This window comes from Anianabacter salinae, assembly GCF_019061145.1.
In the GTDB taxonomy this organism is placed as follows: Bacteria; Pseudomonadota; Alphaproteobacteria; order Rhodobacterales; family Rhodobacteraceae; genus Anianibacter; species Anianibacter salinarum.
Genome location: NZ_JAHQZS010000002.1, coordinates 742,226 through 760,073 on the forward strand (window position 1 = coordinate 742,226; position 17,848 = coordinate 760,073).

Genomic DNA, 17,848 nt, shown 5'->3' on the forward strand with positions numbered 1-17,848 from the left:
CCCGTCTTGAGAGGTTCTGCGCCACCCTTGGCCCGATGACGACCGGGGGCGGCATGGACGACGGCACGGGATCACGCGGCGAGGTGTGGCAGGCGGTGCGCCCCGCGCTGCCGCTTCTGGTCGCGGCCGGCTGGCTGAGCGTCATCGGCAATCTTCTGATGCTGACCGGCCCGGTCTACATGATCGAGGTTTACGATCGCGCGCTTCCCGCAGGCTCGGTCGAGACGCTGGTCGCGCTGACCGGCCTGATGCTGTTTCTCTACATGGTCATGACCATCGCGGACATCGCGCGCGCCCAGCTTCTGGTGCGGGCGGGTGCGCGGGTCGAGGCCGGGCTTGCCGCGCGCTGCTTCGACGCGGGAATGACGCAGGCGCGGCTTGGTCTGGGCGCCGCGCCCGCTGCCCGCCCGCTTGACGATCTTGAGGCGCTGGCGGCGGTGTTCTCGGCCCCCGTGGCGACGGTGGTCTTCGATCTGCCGTTTACCCTTCTGTTCGCGCTCATGCTGTTCTGGATCGATCCGGCGCTGGGGATGCTGGCGACCTTTGGCGCCGCCCTGCTGATCGCGGTCACGGTGCAGCGCCGGGCGATGCTTGGGCGGGCCGAGATCGAGGCCGAAGCGCTGCGCTTGCGCGCCCGCGCTGGTCATGACGCGCTGGCCGCCGACCCGGACAGCGCGTGGGGTGCAGGTCTGATCGCGCCCGGGCGCGCCGAATGGTCCCGGGATCTGGCCCGGGCCCGCATCGCCCGCGCCCGCGTCGATGACGCGGCGGCGGTCTTTGGCAGCCTGTCGCGCACCCTTCGGCTTGGCCTGCAGGCGGCCGCGCTCGGGCTTGGGGCGTGGCTCGCGATCCGGTCCGAGATTTCGCCGGGCGTGATCTTTGCCATCGCCCTGTTCCTGGGCCGGAGCCTGGCACCGGTGGAAACGCTGGTGCAGGGCTGGCCCACCGCCGCGCGCGCCCTGCGGGGGTGGGAACGTCTGGGCCGCACGCTGGCGGCGACGCCGGACCTTGAGGGCGCCAGACCCGGTGTGCGTGATGCCCCGGCGAGCCTTGTCGCCGCCGATCTCTGGACCGGTCCGCCCGGCATGCCCCTGGTCCGCGGCGTCGACCTGCAGGTCGCCCCGGGCGAGGTGCTGGGCCTGATCGGCCCGTCCGGCAGCGGAAAGTCGGCGCTTCTGCGCGGGCTGGCCGGGGTCTGGCCGCCACAGCACGGCTCGGTGCGGCTGGGAAACGGACCCACGGGATCAGCGGGCTATCTGCCGCAAACCCTGCGCGCGCACCCCGTTTCCATCGCCCGCTTCATCGCGCGGCTGGCAGAGGAGCCGGAAATCGGCGCCGTGACCGAGGCGGCGCTGGCGGCGGGCCTGCACGATGCCATCCAGCGCTTACCGGGTGGTTATGACACGATCCTTGGTGCTGCGGGTGAGCCGCTGCCCGGGGGCCAGTTGCGCCGCCTGGGGCTGGCCCGCGCGCTTTGTGGCCAGCCTGCCGTTCTGCTTCTGGACGAGCCCGAGGCGCATGCCGACGGCGCGGGCATCTCCGCCATCCTCAGCGCGATCCAGACCGCCCGCTGGTGGGGCGCGGCCACCGTCGTCGCCGCCCACCGCCCCGAGATCATCGCGCTCTGCGACCGGCTGATCTGCCTTGAAGCGGGCCGCGTCCGCCTGGCCGGTCTCCGCGCCGAGGTGCTTGAGGCGCTCGCGCGCGCCCCCTCCGCCAGTGCCCGCAGCGCATGACCAGTGCCGAACCCGCCGCGCGTGGCCCGTTGCGGCTGGGGCTTCTGGCAACGGCGTTGCTGGTCCTGGGTGCCGCGTTGTTCGGCGCTCTGGTGCCGCTCTCGACCGCTGTGGTCCTGCCCGCGCGCGCCGAGACGGCGCGTCCGGCGGCAGAGCTTCTGCCAGATGCACCGGGCCGCATCGCGCGGGTGCTGGTGGCCAATGGCGACAGCGTCCGCGCCGGAGATGTGTTGATCCGGCTCGACGCAGGGGGGCTGACGGCAAGGCGCGCCTCTGCCCTCGCCGAGATCGACGCACTATCCGCCCGGCTGGCGCGCATCGCCGCCGAGGCACGGGGCACCGCCCCGCCCGATGTACCCGGCTCTGCTGCCGCAACGCACGAGGCGACGCTTTTGTCTGCCCGGATCACGGCGCGGGACACCATGCGTGCCGCCCTTGTCGCCCGCACCGAAACGCTGGAGCGTCAGCGCACCGCCCTTGCCGCCGAAGACCGCGCCCTTGCCGCCGAGCGAACGCTTCTGCGGGGCGAGCTTGCGCGGCAAGCGCGGCTTGCGGCGCAGGGGCTCGCCCTAGACGAGCGACGGGCGGGGCTTGAAGTCGCGCTGGCCCGCAGCGATGGCTCGGCGGCGGCCCTGCACGCCCGGCGCGCCGATCTGGCCGCGACCGAGAACGCCCTGCGCACAGAGCAGGCGCAGCTTGACGACCGCCTTGCCGAGGAGTTGGCCGAGCAGACCGCCGCGCTGACGCCTGCCCTTGCCGCCGCGCGCGCCGCCCTTGCCGAGATCGACCGTCAGCGCGCTGCCCTGATCCTGCGGGCACCCGTCAGCGGCACCATCGACGCGCTAAGCGCGGCGCCGGGCGATCTGGCGCATCCCGGCGCAGCGCTGTTGCGGATCGTGCCGAACGGGCCTGTCCTGATCGCCGCCGCCCTGCCCCCGCAGCAGCGTGAAGGGCTGGACGTCGGCGGCCCGGTGCGGATCAGGGTCGACGCCTCCGCCGGACCGGCCCCGACACTGACGGGCCGCATCCGCTGGATCTCGCCCGACGTGCAACCGATGGCAGCCGGTGCTCCGCCCGCCTACCGGATCGAGGCGCACGTCGATCAGGGGGCGCTGGCCCCCGGCCAGCCCGTCACGCTGGTCGCGCCCACCGGCCACGCCACCGCGCTGGCGCTGCTGCTGTCCCCCATCACGTCGGCACTGGCCCGTGCCGCGCCGGACTAGCGGCGCCCTTCCATCTGCGCGACGGTAATCCCCGCCTCGATCAACGCGGCGCGCAGACCCCTCGCCAGCCCCACCGCCTCGGGCGTGTCGCCATGCACGCAGACGGTGTCGATGGCGGCAGGAATGCGCCCGCCGCTCGCGGTATGGATCGCGCCGTCCCGCAACATCGCCGTGATGCGCCGCGCCGCATCGTCCGTGTCATGGATCACCGCGCCGGGCAGCCGCCGGTCCACCAGCGTCGCGTCATCGTTGTAGGCGCGGTCGGCAAAGATCTCTCCGGCCCAGCGACATCCCAGCGCGCGCACTGCGGTCTCTTGCGCGGTGCCCGCCAGCACCACCACGATCAGGTCCGGGTCCAGATCCAGCGCGGCGGAATAACAGCTGCGCGCCATCCCGGCATCCTCGGACGTCATGTTCGACAGCGCGCCGTGCAGCTTGAGATGGCGCACACGGCCGCCCGCCGCGCGGGCCATGCCCTGCGCCGCGCCAAGCTGATAACGCACAAGATTGCCAAGACTGTCGCCCGGAACGTCCATCCGCCGCCGCCCGAAGCCCTGCAGGTCCGCAAAGCCGGGATGCGCGCCGATGCCGACCCCGCGCGCGGCGGCCTCTGCCATCACCTGCGCCATCACGTCGGGATCGCCCGCGTGAAAACCGCAGGCGATGTTGGCAGAGGTGACTATATCCAGAAGCGTGCTGTCCTCGCCCATTTGCCAGGGGCCGAACGCCTCGCCCATATCGGAGTTGAGATCGATGGTCAGGGTCATGGTGCACCTTCAGGATCGGTCGCCGACACCACGCCGCCGACGAGGGAATAGGACAGAAGATCGGCCATCGCAGCCGGATCGCGGATCAATGGACGGGGCGCGCGGGGCAAAGCTGCCAGATGCCTGCACCAACTCGTCAGCGCGGTCAGCGTCTCGTCCCGGTCGATCCAGCGCAGGCGCAGCGGCGCATCCGGACCGGCCTGTGCCACGCGTGGCAGATCGGGCTCCAGCACGCGGGCGATACGGGGGTAGCCGCCCGTCGCCTGGCATTCGGCCAGCAGCACAAAGGGCGTGCCGTCGCCGGTGATCTGGATGTCGCCAGGCAACACGATTTCGGATGGCAGCGACAAGAGCCCGCCGGTATCGAGGTCGCCGCCCTCGCCCACCAGCCGCGCACCCTGCCGATTGGCGCGCACGTCGGTGCGAAAGATGGTTTCGGCGAAGCGGCGAAGCGCCACGTCCGGGAACAGCCCGGTCTGCGCAGTCTCGAACAGGCGCAGCGCGCCGCCCGTCAGGCGGTCTGCAATCTCCAGCGTCAGGCCGATCGCTCCACCGGGATCGGGACCGACCTGAAGGCTGTCGCCATCCTCCAGCACCCGCCCTATCCCGGCCGCCAGATGCACTGCACGGGCGCCCAGCACCGGCTCCGTGGCGATGCCGCCGCCGACATGAAGGTAGCCATATCGCCCTGCCCGCGCCGCGCCGATCCGCAACTCGGCCCCGTGCGGCATGGCGTGAGAGGCGTTCCATGTCAGCGCACGGCCATCCAGCGCCGCGTCCATCCGCGCGCCGGTCATGGCAATGCGCAGATCGCCGTCCGCGCGAAACGTGCCGCCCGCTCCGGCCATTTCAAGCGCGGCAAGGTCCGGCCCCTGCCCCAGCAGCGCCGCACCCTCGTGCAGTGCAAGTACATCCACCGCCCCGCCGCGCGACAGCCCCTTGGCGATCATGCCCGGACGTCCAAGGTCCTGCACGGTTGTCGCGGGGCCCGCGCGCTGGACGATGAGGGCCGTCACGCGATCTCCTCCACGCGGGCGCCGCCGTTGCCGGTGCTGTCGGCGCGCCGGATCTCGCCCAGTGCGTCCGGCGACACAGGGTCAAAGGCGATCTCGTCGCCAGCGGACAGCGGAAATGGGTCCTCCGCCTCGGGACGGAACACTCGGAACGCCGTCTGGCCGACATGGCGCCAGCCGGTCTGGCCGGGCCGTGCGAACAGGGTCAGTTGCCGCACCGCAAGCACCAGCGCCCCCTCGGGCACGCGGGGCGTCAGCCGGGTCTGGCGCGGCAGATCGAAGGCGGGCGGCAGCGTGCCGAGATAGGGCTGCCCCGGCGCGAAGCCGAGTGTCAGGACCCGCAGCCGCGCCTGTGACAGGGCCGCGGCGGCGTCTTCTTCGGACAAGCCCGCCGCTTCGGCCGCCTCTGCCAGCCCAGGCGCCAGATCGCCGCCCCAGACGACCGGAAGGCGCCACAGGCGGCGGCCCGGCGGCAAGTCTGCCGCGCTCCAGTCCCGGCTGGACAAGAGGTTCTGCAACCGATCCTCCAGCGTCTCGGCACCCCTGGCCAACGGATCGAAGCGAACGAAGGCAGAGACCAGCGACGAGGATGTCTCGGACACCTCGGGCCAGCCTTCGGCGTCGATCGCGGCGCGGAACGCAAGCGCCGCGCGGTTGGCGGCGTCTTCAAAGGCCGTCGCAAAGCTGACAAGCCAGCCGTCGGGGCCAAGGGGGCGAAGCGTGGCGGACCTCATGCTCGATTGGTGGCGCAACTGCCGGTCCGGGGCAAGCCTAGCACAGCATCCCCGGCAAGCTGGCGCGCAGACGGTCCCAGCCGCCCGGTGCCCAGCCGAGGGCGCGCAGGCGCGCGGTGTCCATCGCCGAGACCGCTGTTTCCGCGCGCGGCGGCAGCGGCGCCGGTGACCCGGTGATCGCGGCGACCTCGGCCAGAAGATCGCGGCGGTCGAGGATCAGGTCGGACACGTTCAGCACCGGTGGCAGCTCGTCCGCGGGCAATGCAAGGATCAGACGGCACGCAGCGGCCAGATCGGCGCCGTGAACTTCGGTTCCCGCGCGCGGGGCGACATCGCGCCCGGCCAGGAAATCCGCGAACAGGTCCGACCACTTGTGCCTTTGCCCTGGAACTGCGGCCCCGTAGACGCCAGTCACGCGCAGGGACACGCCCGGCACGGGCAGCGCCGCAAGTGCGGCCTCGCCCGCCGCCTTGACCTGCCCGTAAAGCGTATCGGGGCGCGGGGCCAAATCCTCGGACAACGCTGTGCCGGGCGGATAGTCGCCATAGACCGCGCGGGTAGACAGGAACACCACCCGGCCCACGCCGAAACGCGCGCAGGCATCCAGCAGGGCCTGCGTTCCGTGCTGATTGCGCGCGACAAAGCCCGCCGGGTCGTCCCCCTCGCCGCCGCGATAGCGCCCCGGCAGGTGATCGAAAGCGGCGTGGACCACCGCGTCGATGCCGTCGAGCGGCGGCGCCTGTCCCATCGACCACGCCCGGTGCTCGGCCCCGGCCAGATCGCCCCCCTGCGGCGCAGTGCGCGACAGGATCACCACCTCGTCGCCCGCGCCAAGCGCCTCATGCACGATGAACCGCCCGACCAGCCCCGTGCCACCGGTGACGGCGATCCTCATGGGTTCGGCAGGCTGGACAGTGGCGGCACCTCGCCCCCTTCCGCATAAGCGCGCCACAGGTCGATCAACGGGCGCAGGCGGTCGGCCTTGTCATGGTCCTGCCAAGGCTTTTCGTACTGGAAATGCAGGATGCGGATCGCGTCCCAACTCCACAATTCGGGCAGGTTGAACCAGACGTATTGCAGGGTGTTGAAGGGGATCGGCAGACCGTGCCAGTCGGGGAAATAGTCCTGCAGGAACGTCTGGTCGGTCCTCCGCCAGAACGCGCCGGGCACATCGAGCCGGGCCAGCATGGCCTCGAACGTCGCGGGATCGGGCCGCGCGGTGAACACGCCCGAATTCATCCGGTGGAAATCCGCCAGCCCCTCGTAGACATTCGGCGCGGCGCAGAACTCGGGGTAGTCGAACAGCGCGTCGCAAGGCTGCAGCATCAGCGCGTCGGCGTCGATGAACACCACCCGCGCATAATCGAGTTGCCACAGCCGCAGCTTGGCGAAGTTGTCGAGCGGCGTGTGGAACGCGGGCTTGCCGCCCTTGGTGAAAGGGGCCGCGCCGTGCAGGGCCTCGCGCTGATGGGCGGCGTTGAAGGCATCCGACGTCGGCAAAAGGTCCACCGGAACCAGTCGCGCGCCCAGCATGGCCAGCGGCGCCAGCGCCTCCGCCGTCACGCCGCCGGTGTGCATCACCACGATATCCGCGCCCGTCCCCGTCGCCCGGATCGAGCGCACCAGCGCCTTGGCCCCCAGCGCATAATCCGCGTTGGTGACAAGCGTGACATAGGCGCGGTCGCGCACTGGCGTCACGATGCGCTGCGGATCGCGCGGCCCTCGACATCATGGACGACGCGCTGGCCAAGGTCGCGGGTCCAGGCCGACACCGCTGGCACGCGGGCGCGGTCGATGCGGTGCGCGAACTTCTTCGCCACGTCCACCACTTCGGACAAAAGCCCGTCCTCCAGCGTCGTCGGCTCTAGCCCAAGCGCAAGGAACTGGTCGTTCTTCACGATCAGGTCGTTTTCTTCGGCTTCCTTGCGCGGGTTCGGCAGGTTGGCGATGCGCGCCCCGGTCTGCCGCGCCACCATCTCGGCCAGATCTCGCACGCGGTGGGTCTCTGTCATCTGGTTAAAGATCTTCACCCGCTCGCCCGCCTTCGGCGCATCGCCAAGCGCAAGCTCGATGCAGCGCACCGAATCGCGGATGTGGATGAAGGCGCGGGTCTGCCCGCCCGTGCCATGCACCGTCAGCGGATAGCCGATCGCCGCCTGTATGAGAAAGCGGTTGAGAACGGTGCCATAATCGCCGTCATAGTCGAACCGGTTGATCAGTTGCGGATGCCGCAACGTCTGGTCGGTGTGGGTGCCCCAGACGATGCCCTGATGCAGGTCGGTGATCCGCAGCCCGTCGTTCTGGGCGTAGAACTGGAACAGGATCTGATCGAGGGATTTGGTCATGTGATAGACTGACCCCGGCTTGGTCGGATACAGCACCTGCTGCGCGCGCTTGCCCGTCGGCGTGTCGATCTCGATGTCCAGATACCCCTCGGGGATGGGCGCGCCGACAGACGAATAGCCGTAGACCCCCATCGTGCCCAGATGCACGAGATGCGCGTCGATGCCGGTTTCCACCAGCGCCGCCAACAGGTTGTGCGTCGCGTTGGTGTTGTTGTTGACGGTATAGACCTTGTGGCGGTCGGATTTCATCGAATAGGGCGCAGCGCGCTGTTCGGCGAAATGGATCACCGCGTCAGGCTTTTCCTCGGCCAGCCAGCCCTTGAGCCGTTCATATTCCTTGGCAAGGTCGATCAGGTGGAACTGGATGCGGCGCCCCGTTTCCTGATGCCAGATGCGGCAGCGTTCCTGCACCGAATCCATCGGGGTCAGCGACTGCACCCCAAGCTCGGTGTCGATCCAGCGGCGCGACAGGTTGTCGACGATGTGCACCTCGTGGCCAAGATCGGACAGGTGCAGCGTGGTGGGCCAGCCGACAAAGCCGTCGCCCCCGAGAACCGCGATTTTCATGCCATGCCTCCTGTTTTGCCGAGCCCGGTTGGCCGAAACGCCTACGCCCGCGCCAGATTGATGTATAGTGAAGAATTTGCGACGGCGTGGCCGGATGGCAAGACACCGCCGAAATCAATTTAATATCAATCACCTTTACCATGCGTACTGAGAATCCCATGAGACAGTCATCTGAAATTGATACACTTGGCACTTCGGGCCAGCTGCAATCCACGCGCTTGCGTTAGCGCAATCATTATAGGTTTGCCTGCGGCATCCGCGTCTGTAGGGTCGGCGGGGACTCAGCCGGAGGCAGGCAATGAACGAATGGTGGCGCAGCGCGGTGATCTACCAGATCTATCCGCGCAGTTTTCAGGACACGACCGGCAACGGCATCGGCGATCTGCCCGGGATCACCCGGCGGCTCGATCATGTCGCCAGCCTTGGCGTCGATGCGATCTGGCTGTCGCCGTTCTTCACCTCGCCGCAAAAGGACATGGGATACGACATCTCGGACCATTGCGGCGTCGACCCGCTGTTCGGCACGCTCGAGGATTTCGACGCGCTGGTGACCCGCGCCCATGACCTGGGCCTGAAGGTGACGATCGATCAGGTGCCATCGCACACCTCGGACCAGCACGCCTGGTTCGAGGAAAGCCGCCAGTCAAAGGACAACCCGAAAGCCGACTGGTATGTCTGGGCCGACGCGCATCCGGACGGCACGCCGCCCAACAACTGGCTGTCCGTGTTCGGCGGCCCTGCCTGGACATGGGAGCCGCGGCGCAGGCAGTATTACCTGCACTCGTTCCTGTCCACGCAGCCGCAGATGAACTTTCACAACCCCGAAGTGCCGCAGGCGATCCTTGATGCCATGCGGTTTTGGCTGGACCGGGGCGTTGACGGTTTCCGCCTCGACAGCATCAACTATCCCTTCCATGACGTTGAACTCAGGGACAATCCGCCGCTGCCGGAAGCGAGCGAGGACGACTGGGCCAACCCCTACAACGTCCAGATCCACGTCTACGACAAGACCCGGCCCGAGACGGTGGGCTTTCTGCAACAGGTGCGTGCGCTGCTGGACGAATACGAGGGCCGCACCAGCGTCGGCGAGGTCGGCGAAGGGCGCGGCGCGGGCAAGATCATGGGCGAGTATACCAAGGGCGGCAACCGGCTGCACATGGCCTACTCGTTCGAGATGCTGGGCCCCGTGTTCACCGCCGAGCACTTTCGCCGCTGCGTCGAGGGGTTCTTTCGCGATGCCCCCGATGGCTGGCCGTGCTGGGCGTTCTCGAACCACGACGTGATCCGCCACGCCACGCGGTTCGCCGACCCGGGCGCGGACACCGACGCGCTTGCCCGCCAGTGCATCGCGCTGCTGTTGTCGTTCGAGGGTGCGGTCTGCATCTACCAGGGCGAGGAATGCGGCCAGACCGAGACCGAATTGACCTATGACGAGATCGTCGACCCGCCGGGCCTGAAATTCTGGCCCGATTACAAGGGCCGCGACGGGTGCCGCACCCCGATGGTCTGGGACAAGGACGCGGCGCATGGCGGCTTCACCACCGGCACGCCCTGGCTGCCGGTGAAGCCCGCGCAGGCCGCCCGCGCGGTCGAGTTGCAGGACGACGCCGAGGACAGCGTGCTGGACTACTACCGCGGGATTCTGGGCTGGCGCAAAGGCGCCGCGCCCCTCCTGCGCGGCACGACCGAATTCCACGACATCGACGAGCCGATCCTCGCCTTCACCCGCGCCGATGGCGACGATGCACTGACCTGCGTGTTCAACCTTTCGCCGGAGGATGTCGCGCTGAAGCTGGATTGCGAGACGTCGTTGACGGGTCCGGCACGCAACGCTGGGCTGGGCGAGGACCAGTTGGAGCTTGGGCCGAACGGGTTCGCCTGGCTGACCGGCCGGGTAGAGTGCGCGCGGCTGGATTAACCGGCCGCGTCCAGCCCCCGCCGGGCGAATTCCGGCACCATCGCGCCCATTCGCAGCCCCTGATCGGGGTTCGAGGCGTTGCCGTCGAGCGCGCGCTTCTTCACGCCCTGAAGGATTGCCGCCATCCGGAAGAACGCAAAGGCCAGCCGGAAATCGAACCGCTCGATTTCAGTCAATCCCATGCGTTCACAGTAGCTTGCGATGAATTCCTCATCTTCAGGGATGCCAAGCGCGCGGCGATCCACGCCTTCCAGCCCGCGCCCTTCCTTGCCGGGCGGCAGGCGCCATTGCATGATGACCCCGGCAAGATCGGCGTAAGGATGGCCAAGCGTCGAGAGTTCCCAATCCAGCACGGCGGCGACGCGAGGGGCACCCGGCGCAAACAGCAGGTTGTCGAGGCGGTAGTCGCCATGAACCAGCGCCACCTTGCCATCGTCAGGGGGCATGTTGGCGTGCAGCCAGTCGATGAGCGCGTCCATGTCGGCGACCGCTTCGGTCTCGGTGGCGCGATACTGCTTCGTCCAGCGGTCGAGTTGCCGGGCGTAGTAATCCCCCGGCTTGCCGAAATCAGACAGCCCGACAGCGCCCACATCGACCGAATGGATGGCCGCCAGCACCCGGTTCATCTGCTCGAACACCGCCGCGCGCCCTTCGGGATCAAGGCCCGGCAGGCGCGGATCGTCGAAATTGCGCCCGGCAACCGCCTCCATCACGTAGAACATCGATCCGGTAACGCTGTCGTCCTCGCACAGCACATGCATCTGCGGCACCGGCACGTCGGTATCCGCAAGCGCGCTCTGCACCAGGAACTCGCGGTCGACCGCATGGGCCGATTTCAAGAGCTGCCCCGGCGGCTTGCGCCGCAGGACATAGTCACGCGCGGGGGTCTTCAGCAAAAAGGTCGGGTTCGACTGACCCGAGGCGAACTTGTGCGCCTCGAGCGGGCCTTCAAACCCGTCCAGACGATCGGCAAGCCACCCCTCTACGGCGGCGACATCAAGCGGCAGCATCTCAGACATCCCGAGGCGCCGCATACATTGCAATTAGACAATCTTTCTGGATAAATTTCCTGGAAAAATCGTCAATAATGCAGGATATGTGCAATTCTTGATCCCCCCTACAGTCACTTGAAGGTCATCCCAGCCGCGACAGCAGTGCCTGCGACGGCTCGCCGGTCACGGCAAGGCCAGCTGCGCGCTGGTAAGCCTCGATCGCGGCTGTCGTCTTTGTTCCAAGCACCCCGTCCGGCGTTCCCGCATCGAACCCTGCAGCGGTCAGACCCGCCTGCAACCGTTTGCGGTCTTCCAGCGTCAGGCCGTAGCGATCCGGCCCGAACCCCGCCTGCAGCGGCCCTCCGCCCCGGATACGGTCCGACAGGTGACCAACGCCGATGACGTAGTTGATGGCGTTGTTGTAGCGCGAAATGGCGGTGAAGTTGCGGAACACCAGGAAAGCAGGGCCCGGCACGCCGTCCGGGATCAAGAGCGATGCGGCGCCATGATCGGGCACCGCGCCGCCGCCCGCCAGCCTCAGGCCTCTGTCGGCCCAGAACGCTACCGCGCGGTCCGATCCGCGCCCCGCCAGCCCGGTATCGAACCCGGCGGGCAACGACACCTCAAGCCCCCAGGGCCGCCCGCTTTGCCAGCCCGAACGGGCGAGATAGGCGGCGGTCGAGGCAAGCGCATCTGACGGGTCCTCGGACCAGATGTCGCGCCGTCCATCGCCGTCGAAATCCTGCGCATAGGCCTGATAGGACGTGGGAATGAACTGCGTGTGGCCCATCGCGCCCGCCCAGCTTCCGGTCATGCGGTCGGGGGTGATGTCGCCCTTCTGCAAGATACGCAGCGCCGCCATCAACTGGTCTTCGAAGAACGCGCCGCGCCGCCCGTCGAAGGCAAGCGTCGCGGTGGCCGAGATCACCGGAATGTCCCCGCGCCGCGCGCCAAAGCGCGACTCGACGCCCCAGATCGCCGCCACGACATGCGCCTCGACACCGTGGCGCGCCTCGATCGCCGCCAGCGTGTCGCGGAACTGTGCATATTTCGCCCGGCCCGTCTGCACGCGTTCGTCATTGGCGACGATGGCCAGGTAGTCCTCGAGCGTTCGGGTGAATTCGGTCTGGTTGCGGTCACGGTCGATCACGTCCGGCAGGAAGCCTGCGCCGCGAAATGCCTGCGCCAGCGTCGCCTCGGGGATACCGCGCGCAGCGGCGCGGCCCCGGAACGCGGCGACCCAGTCATCGAAGGCAGGGTTCGGCACGGGACGGAATTGTGTCTGCGCGGGTTGCTCGAAGCTTGCGATCGGCCCCGGCAGCCCGCCGCAGGCCGACAGCCCAGCCATTCCGATCCAGCCCAGCACGGCGCGCCTGTTCGCTTGCATCTGCCCGTTCCTTCCGCTCGTTTTGCGCCCATGGTGCCGGACCTGCCCGCGTGCCGCAATGGGAACCACACGCGCCGGTGTCTGGACAAGCCGATCGCCGCCGCCTACCTCGCGCGCATGGATTGGGATGATGATGTGGACGCGCGGGACATGCTGTGCCCGCTGCCGGTGCTGAAGGCGCGCAAGCGGCTTGCCGCGCTGGCCCCCGGCGCCGTGTTGCGCATCGTCACGACCGATCCGGTCGCGGTGATCGACCTGCCGCATTTTTGTTCCGAAGCCGGGCACGAGGTGCTGTCCTCTGACGCAGACGGCACGGCAACGGCCTGGCTGATCCGAAAGGCTCTGGCTTAGCCGCGCAAGAGCGTCTCTGCATCGGCCAGATCCTGTGGCGTGTTGATGTTCAGAAAGGCGCGCCCGGCGAAGTGCACCTGTGCCAGCCGCGCCGCGTCGGCAAAGCCCATCACCCGGCGGTTGCCAGCGCCCAGCCAGGCTTGAAGCTCGGCGCGCGAGGCGCTGTTCCATAAGGCGAATATCGGATGTGATCCTTCGTCATCCACGGCGAACGCTGCGGGCCCCGCTTGTGCAAGCCGCGTGGACAGATCGGCAGGAAACACCGGCGAGTCCCCCGAGACGGTCAACACCAGCGGGGCGCCCAGCGTCTCGGCCCACTCCAGCGCCGCCAGGACACCCGCCAGCGGCCCGGGCCGGTCCGGCACGGTGTCGGGCAGGACCGGCAGGCCGAACCCTGCAAACCGCGCGGGATCGCCGTTGGCGTTGATCGCAAGGGGGGCGGCCTGCGGCGCGAGACGGTCCAGCACATGGCTGAGGATCGTCCGCCCGGCGAGCGGCAGAAGCGTCTTGTCGCCGCCGCCCATGCGCCGCGCCGCGCCGCCTGCGATGATGACCGCCGGGATCATGCCGCCGCCCCTTTTCCTGTCGCTGCCGCCGCGCATGATGTAGGCAGGGACAAGGCGCCACAAGGACCGACACGATGCTGGGCCATTTCACCGCGACAGAAGACATCGACGCTGACACCGTTCTGGCCGAGGCGGCCGAGGCGCTGACGGACAGCGGCCTGCGCGTCGCGGGGGCGGTGCAGGTCGCGCAGACCGAAGCGGGGCGCCCGCGCATGACGCTTCGGCTGCTGGGCGGCGGCCCTTCCATCACGATCAGCCAGGACCTTGGACCCGAGGCGACAGGCTGCAGGCTCGACCCCGACGGGCTGGAGCGCGCGGTGGCGCTGGTCGACCGCGCTCTCGATGCCCGCCCCGATCTGCTGGTGATAAACCGCTTCGGCAAGCAAGAGGCCGCGGGGCGCGGCTTTCGCCCGCTGATCGGGCGCGCGCTGTCTGACGGCATTCCCGTGCTTCTGGTCGTCTCGCATCGGCATGGCGCCGCCTTTGACGCGTTCGCGGACGGGCTTGGCGAGGCGCTGCCGCCGCGGATGGACGCGCTGGTGGACTGGGCGCGGCGCAATGCCCTTCGGGAACCCGCCGCCTGACCCCTTGCCCTTGCCGTCCGGGACGCGCAGACAGGTGGCGCACCGAAGGGGAGCACTGACATGAGCCTTGACCGCCAAGCCATTCTGGACGCACTCGAAACGGTCAAGATACCCGGCTCGGACGAGTCGCTGGTGTCGGCCGACGTGATCCGCGCGCTGACCGTCGAGGACGGCATCGTGCGCTTCGTGATCGAGGTGCCGCCCGACATCGCGCCAAAGATGGAACCCGTCCGGCTGGCCGCGATCGAGGCCGTCGAGGCGCTTGCGGGCGCGGGCAAGGTCAGCGCCCTGTTGACCGCGCATTCCGAGAAACGTCCGCCGGATCTCAAGATCGGCCGCCATCCCACGGCGCAACCGCAGGGGCCACAGAAGGTGCCCGGCGTGGGCGCAGTCGTCGCCGTTGCGTCGGGCAAGGGCGGCGTGGGCAAATCCACCGTGGCCGCCAATCTCGCCTGCGCGCTGGCGCTGGACGGTCTGCGCGTCGGGCTGCTGGATGCGGACCTCTACGGCCCGTCGCAGCCGCGCATGATGGGGGTGTCGAAACGCCCCGCCTCGCCCGATGGCAAGACGATCATCCCGCTGACGGCGCACGGCGTCACGATGATGTCCCTCGGCCTGATGGTGGCCGAGGACGAGCCGGTGATCTGGCGCGGACCGATGCTGATGGGCGCGTTGCAGCAGATGCTGGGACAGGTGCAGTGGGGCGAGCTGGACATCCTTGTGATCGACCTGCCCCCCGGCACCGGCGACGTGCAGATGACGCTGGCACAGAAGACGGTCGTGGCGGGTGCGGTTATCGTGTCGACGCCGCAGGACATCTCGCTTCTCGATGTGCGCAAGGCGGTGAACATGTTCGCCAAGCTGAAGGTGCCGATGATCGGCATGGTCGAAAACATGTCGGCCTACATCTGCCCCGAATGCGGGCACGAGGCGCATATCTTCGGACATGGCGGCGCCAAGGCGGACGCCGAGCGGATGGGCCTGCCGTTCCTTGGCGAGGTGCCGCTGGATCTCAAGGTGCGCGAGGCGGGCGACAGCGGCGCGCCGGTGGTCGTGGCGCACCCCGAAAGCCGCGAGGCCGAAGCGTTCCGCGCCATTGCGCGGCGGGTGTCGGACGTCGTCGTGTAGGGCGGGATTTATCCCGCCGCCCGCCCGGCAACCCGCGCAATTCGCGGCGGGACAAGTCCCGCCCTACAGGTCAGGCGGTTCCGTAGGGCGGGATTGATCCCGCCTTCCCCCTCACGCCCGCATCCGGCTGCCGTTCGCATCGAACAGCGGCTGCGCCTGCAACGTCGCGGGCAGGCGTTGGCCAAGCACCTCGATCTCCCAGCCATCGTGGCGCTCGGCCATCTCCACCGGCACATAGCCCATCGCCACCGACACCTCCGAGGCATGGGCATAGCCGCCCGATGTGACCCAGCCGACGACCTCGCCCGCCTGATAGATCGGCTCGTCCCCGATCACGTCGGCGTCCGTGGCCGCTACCACGAAGGACCGCAGGCGCAGCTTGCCGCCATCCGCCTTGTCCGCCAGAGCCGCAGCCTTGCCGATGAACTCCGCCTCTTTCCCCAAGGCCACGAAGCGGCCGAGCCCGGCCTCCCACGGGGTGTAGACGGGGCGATATTCCCGCGCCCAGCCGCCGAAGTTCTTTTCCACCCGCAGCGCGTTCAGCGCGCGCAGGCCGAAATCAACGATGCCGAATTCCGCGCCCGCGGCTTTCAGCAGGCCGTAGACATAGCGCTGGTATTCCGGGACCATCCACAGCTCGTAGCCAAGGTCGCCGGTGAAGGTGACACGCCCCACCGTGCAGGGGGCCATGCCAAGGTCGATCTGGCGAATGTCCATGAAGCTGAAAGCGTCGTTCGACACGTCCGCATCTGTCACCCTGGCAAGCAGCTTGCGCGCGTTCGGCCCTGCGATGGACAGGCCGGTCATCCCAGCGCCCAGCGCCTCGACGGTGACGGAGCCATCCCCCGGCAGATGCTGCCAGAACCAGCGCATGTGGTAGTCTTCCGCGATACCGGACCCGACGATGAGGAAATCGTCGCCCCGGTTGGCCAGCGTGAAATCCCCGATCAGCTTGCCGTCTTCCTTGAGCATCGGGGCCAGCACCATCCGCCCCGGCGCAGGGACACGCGCGGCGAGCATCTGGTCGAGCCACGCCGACGCCCCCGGCCCGGCAACGCGGTATTTTGCGAAACCCGTCGTCTCGATGATGCCGACGCTGCCCCGCACCGCACGCGCCTCTGCGCCGACATGGTCGAAATCGTTGGACCTGCGCCACGAGAACGCATCCGACACGCCCGGGGGCGCGAACCACAGCGGCACCTCCAGCCCGTGGGACGCGCCGAATTGCGCGCCTTCGACCTTCAGCAGATCATAGATCGGCGAGGTCTTCAGGGGCCGCGCGGCGGGCAGTTCCTCGTTCGGGAACCGGATCGAGAAGCGGCGGGAATAGTTCTCCTGCACCTTGGCGTTGGTGTAGCGCAGCGTCGCGTAGTCGCCAAAACGCGCGACATCCATCGCGAAGACGTCGAACCCCGGATCGCCGTCGATCATCCAGTTCGCCAGCGCAAGGCCGACGCCGCCGCCCTGAGAAAACCCCGCCATCACGCCGCAGGCCGACCAGAAGCCGGGCAGCCCCCGGATCGGGCCGACCAGCGGGTTGCCGTCGGGGGCAAAGGTGAAGGGGCCGTTGATGATCTGCTTGATGCCCGCGTTCTCGAAGGCCGGGAAATGGCGGAACCCCACTTCCAGCGAGGGCGCGATACGGTCGAGATCCGGTTCCAACAGCTCGTGGCCGAAACTCCAGGGCGTCTCATGCGGCGACCAAGGCTTGCACGCCTTCTCGTAGGTGCCCATCAGCATGCCCTTGCGTTCCTGCCGCAGGTACAGCTCGCCGTCGAAATCGACCGCGTGCAGCATCTCCTTGCCGGTGGCCTCGTTGAAGGCGGCGACCTCGGGCATGTCCTCGGTCAGAAGATACATGTGTTCCATCGCCAGCACCGGCAGTTCCAGCCCGACCATCCGGCCCACTTCGCGCGCCCAGAGGCCACCGGCGTTCACCACATGCTCGGCGATGATGTCGCCCTTGTCGGTGGTCACGCGCCATGTTCCGTCGGAAAGCTGCGTCAGCGCCTCGACCTTGGTGTGCAACTCGATCTCGGCGCCGTTCTTCTTCGCCGATTTCGCATAAGCGTGGGTGGTGCCATAGGGATCAAGGTGCCCCTCGACCTCGTCATAAAGCGCGCCGACGAATTGCGACGGGTCCATCAGCGGGAACAGCTCTGCCGCTTCGCTGGGGGTGATAAGCTGGGCATCCAGCCCCATGTAGCGGCCCTTGGCCATGATCGACTTCAGCCAGTCAAAGCGGTCCTCGGTCGCGGCCAGCATCACGCCGCCGGTCATGTGCAGGCCGATGTCCTGCCCGGAATACTCCTGAATTTCCTTGTAAAGCTCGACGGTGTACTTCTGCAGCTTGGCGACGTTCGGATCGCCGTTGATCGTGTGCATCCCCCCCGCCGCGTGCCAGGTCGAGCCGCTGGTCAGCTCCGAGCGTTCCAGCAGAACCACATCAGTCCAACCGCCCCGGGTCAGGTGATAGAGCACCGAGCATCCGACGACACCGCCGCCGATCACAACGACACGGGCATGGGTCTTCATCC

16 protein-coding genes are annotated in these 17,848 nt (G+C 68.4%); 6 read left to right on the forward strand and 10 right to left on the reverse strand.

Features of this window, described 5'->3' with window-relative positions; all coding sequences use genetic code 11:
* The first annotated feature begins 53 nt into the window (after positions 1–53).
* Positions 54–1,736, forward strand: coding sequence for a type I secretion system permease/ATPase (locus KTJ87_RS08235; protein WP_267138615.1), 1,683 nt, complete (start codon positions 54–56; stop codon positions 1,734–1,736).
* Positions 1,733–2,959, forward strand: coding sequence for an HlyD family secretion protein (locus KTJ87_RS08240; protein ID WP_267138616.1), 1,227 nt, complete (start codon positions 1,733–1,735; stop codon positions 2,957–2,959). The genes KTJ87_RS08235 and KTJ87_RS08240 overlap by 4 nt, the downstream gene beginning before the upstream one ends.
* Here the strand turns inward: KTJ87_RS08240 and KTJ87_RS08245 are convergent.
* Genes KTJ87_RS08245 through KTJ87_RS08270 form a run of 6 tightly spaced genes read right to left on the reverse strand, consistent with a single transcriptional unit; the run spans position 2,956 to position 8,385 of the window.
* The gene (locus tag KTJ87_RS08245) at positions 2,956–3,726 is read right to left on the reverse strand and encodes a LamB/YcsF family protein (protein WP_267138617.1); all 771 of its coding nucleotides are present in this window, start codon (positions 3,724–3,726) and stop codon (positions 2,956–2,958) included. The two genes, KTJ87_RS08240 and KTJ87_RS08245, sit on opposite strands and share 4 nt — an antisense overlap.
* Positions 3,723–4,742 (reverse strand): 5-oxoprolinase subunit C family protein, encoded by a 1,020-nt coding sequence (locus tag KTJ87_RS08250; protein ID WP_267138618.1) that lies wholly within the window; start codon positions 4,740–4,742, stop codon positions 3,723–3,725. The genes KTJ87_RS08245 and KTJ87_RS08250 overlap by 4 nt, the downstream gene beginning before the upstream one ends.
* Positions 4,739–5,473 (reverse strand): 5-oxoprolinase subunit B family protein, encoded by a 735-nt coding sequence (locus KTJ87_RS08255; RefSeq protein ID WP_267138619.1) that lies wholly within the window; start codon positions 5,471–5,473, stop codon positions 4,739–4,741. Before KTJ87_RS08255 ends, KTJ87_RS08250 begins: the two co-directional genes overlap by 4 nt.
* Positions 5,474–5,510: 37 nt before the next feature.
* Complete coding sequence (locus KTJ87_RS08260; RefSeq protein WP_267138620.1) at positions 5,511–6,368, reverse strand: NAD-dependent epimerase/dehydratase family protein; 858 nt, start codon at positions 6,366–6,368, stop codon at positions 5,511–5,513.
* Positions 6,365–7,171 carry a glycosyltransferase gene (locus KTJ87_RS08265; RefSeq protein WP_267138621.1) on the reverse strand — a complete coding sequence of 269 codons (807 nt, stop codon included), beginning with the start codon at positions 7,169–7,171 and terminating at the stop codon, positions 6,365–6,367. Before KTJ87_RS08265 ends, KTJ87_RS08260 begins: the two co-directional genes overlap by 4 nt.
* Positions 7,168–8,385: an NAD-dependent epimerase/dehydratase family protein gene (locus tag KTJ87_RS08270; protein ID WP_267138622.1), complete on the reverse strand. Its 1,218-nt coding sequence runs from the start codon at positions 8,383–8,385 to the stop codon at positions 7,168–7,170. The genes KTJ87_RS08265 and KTJ87_RS08270 overlap by 4 nt, the downstream gene beginning before the upstream one ends.
* Positions 8,386–8,683: 298 nt before the next feature.
* Here KTJ87_RS08270 and KTJ87_RS08275 point away from each other — a divergent pair, with 298 nt between their 5' ends.
* On the forward strand, positions 8,684–10,303 hold the full coding sequence (locus KTJ87_RS08275) for an alpha-glucosidase family protein (RefSeq protein WP_267138623.1): 1,620 nt from the start codon (positions 8,684–8,686) through the stop codon (positions 10,301–10,303).
* Here KTJ87_RS08275 and KTJ87_RS08280 read toward each other — a convergent pair.
* Together KTJ87_RS08280 and KTJ87_RS08285 are read right to left on the reverse strand one after the other, a co-directional pair.
* On the reverse strand, positions 10,300–11,313 hold the full coding sequence (locus KTJ87_RS08280) for a phosphotransferase family protein (RefSeq protein ID WP_407650477.1): 1,014 nt from the start codon (positions 11,311–11,313) through the stop codon (positions 10,300–10,302). The two genes, KTJ87_RS08275 and KTJ87_RS08280, sit on opposite strands and share 4 nt — an antisense overlap.
* Positions 11,314–11,437: 124 nt before the next feature.
* The gene (locus tag KTJ87_RS08285) at positions 11,438–12,682 is read right to left on the reverse strand and encodes a lytic murein transglycosylase (RefSeq protein WP_267138625.1); all 1,245 of its coding nucleotides are present in this window, start codon (positions 12,680–12,682) and stop codon (positions 11,438–11,440) included.
* A 117-nt stretch (positions 12,683–12,799) separates the two neighbouring features.
* Between KTJ87_RS08285 and KTJ87_RS08290 the strand changes: the two genes are divergently transcribed.
* Positions 12,800–13,033, forward strand: coding sequence for a sulfurtransferase TusA family protein (locus KTJ87_RS08290; protein ID WP_267138626.1), 234 nt, complete (start codon positions 12,800–12,802; stop codon positions 13,031–13,033).
* Here the strand turns inward: KTJ87_RS08290 and mobA are convergent.
* Positions 13,030–13,599: a molybdenum cofactor guanylyltransferase MobA gene (gene mobA / locus KTJ87_RS08295; protein ID WP_267138627.1), complete on the reverse strand. Its 570-nt coding sequence runs from the start codon at positions 13,597–13,599 to the stop codon at positions 13,030–13,032. The genes KTJ87_RS08290 and mobA overlap by 4 nt on opposite strands.
* Positions 13,600–13,673: 74 nt before the next feature.
* Between mobA and KTJ87_RS08300 the strand changes: the two genes are divergently transcribed.
* Positions 13,674–14,183 (forward strand): DUF2478 domain-containing protein, encoded by a 510-nt coding sequence (locus KTJ87_RS08300; protein ID WP_267138628.1) that lies wholly within the window; start codon positions 13,674–13,676, stop codon positions 14,181–14,183.
* 60 nt (positions 14,184–14,243) lie between these two features.
* Positions 14,244–15,311 carry an Mrp/NBP35 family ATP-binding protein gene (locus KTJ87_RS08305; RefSeq protein ID WP_267138629.1) on the forward strand — a complete coding sequence of 356 codons (1,068 nt, stop codon included), beginning with the start codon at positions 14,244–14,246 and terminating at the stop codon, positions 15,309–15,311.
* A 111-nt stretch (positions 15,312–15,422) separates the two neighbouring features.
* Here the strand turns inward: KTJ87_RS08305 and KTJ87_RS08310 are convergent, their stop codons facing one another.
* Positions 15,423–17,846: a GcvT family protein gene (locus KTJ87_RS08310; RefSeq protein ID WP_267138630.1), complete on the reverse strand. Its 2,424-nt coding sequence runs from the start codon at positions 17,844–17,846 to the stop codon at positions 15,423–15,425.
* Positions 17,847–17,848: the final 2 nt, after the last annotated feature.

Coding starts and splice junctions, on each gene's coding strand:
- KTJ87_RS08285 (WP_267138625.1), bottom strand. CDS start 12,682: ATGCAAGCGAACAGGCGCGCCGTGCTGGGCTGGATCGGAATGGCTGGG.
- mobA (WP_267138627.1), bottom strand. CDS start 13,599: ATGATCCCGGCGGTCATCATCGCAGGCGGCGCGGCGCGGCGCATGGGC.
- KTJ87_RS08300 (WP_267138628.1), top strand. CDS start 13,674: ATGCTGGGCCATTTCACCGCGACAGAAGACATCGACGCTGACACCGTT.
- KTJ87_RS08275 (WP_267138623.1), top strand. CDS start 8,684: ATGAACGAATGGTGGCGCAGCGCGGTGATCTACCAGATCTATCCGCGC.
- KTJ87_RS08255 (WP_267138619.1), bottom strand. CDS start 5,473: ATGAGGTCCGCCACGCTTCGCCCCCTTGGCCCCGACGGCTGGCTTGTC.
- KTJ87_RS08240 (WP_267138616.1), top strand. CDS start 1,733: ATGACCAGTGCCGAACCCGCCGCGCGTGGCCCGTTGCGGCTGGGGCTT.
- KTJ87_RS08270 (WP_267138622.1), bottom strand. CDS start 8,385: ATGAAAATCGCGGTTCTCGGGGGCGACGGCTTTGTCGGCTGGCCCACC.
- KTJ87_RS08235 (WP_267138615.1), top strand. CDS start 54: ATGGACGACGGCACGGGATCACGCGGCGAGGTGTGGCAGGCGGTGCGC.
- KTJ87_RS08245 (WP_267138617.1), bottom strand. CDS start 3,726: ATGACCCTGACCATCGATCTCAACTCCGATATGGGCGAGGCGTTCGGC.
- KTJ87_RS08260 (WP_267138620.1), bottom strand. CDS start 6,368: ATGAGGATCGCCGTCACCGGTGGCACGGGGCTGGTCGGGCGGTTCATC.
- KTJ87_RS08305 (WP_267138629.1), top strand. CDS start 14,244: ATGAGCCTTGACCGCCAAGCCATTCTGGACGCACTCGAAACGGTCAAG.
- KTJ87_RS08310 (WP_267138630.1), bottom strand. CDS start 17,846: ATGAAGACCCATGCCCGTGTCGTTGTGATCGGCGGCGGTGTCGTCGGA.
- KTJ87_RS08290 (WP_267138626.1), top strand. CDS start 12,800: ATGGATTGGGATGATGATGTGGACGCGCGGGACATGCTGTGCCCGCTG.
- KTJ87_RS08280 (WP_407650477.1), bottom strand. CDS start 11,313: ATGCTGCCGCTTGATGTCGCCGCCGTAGAGGGGTGGCTTGCCGATCGT.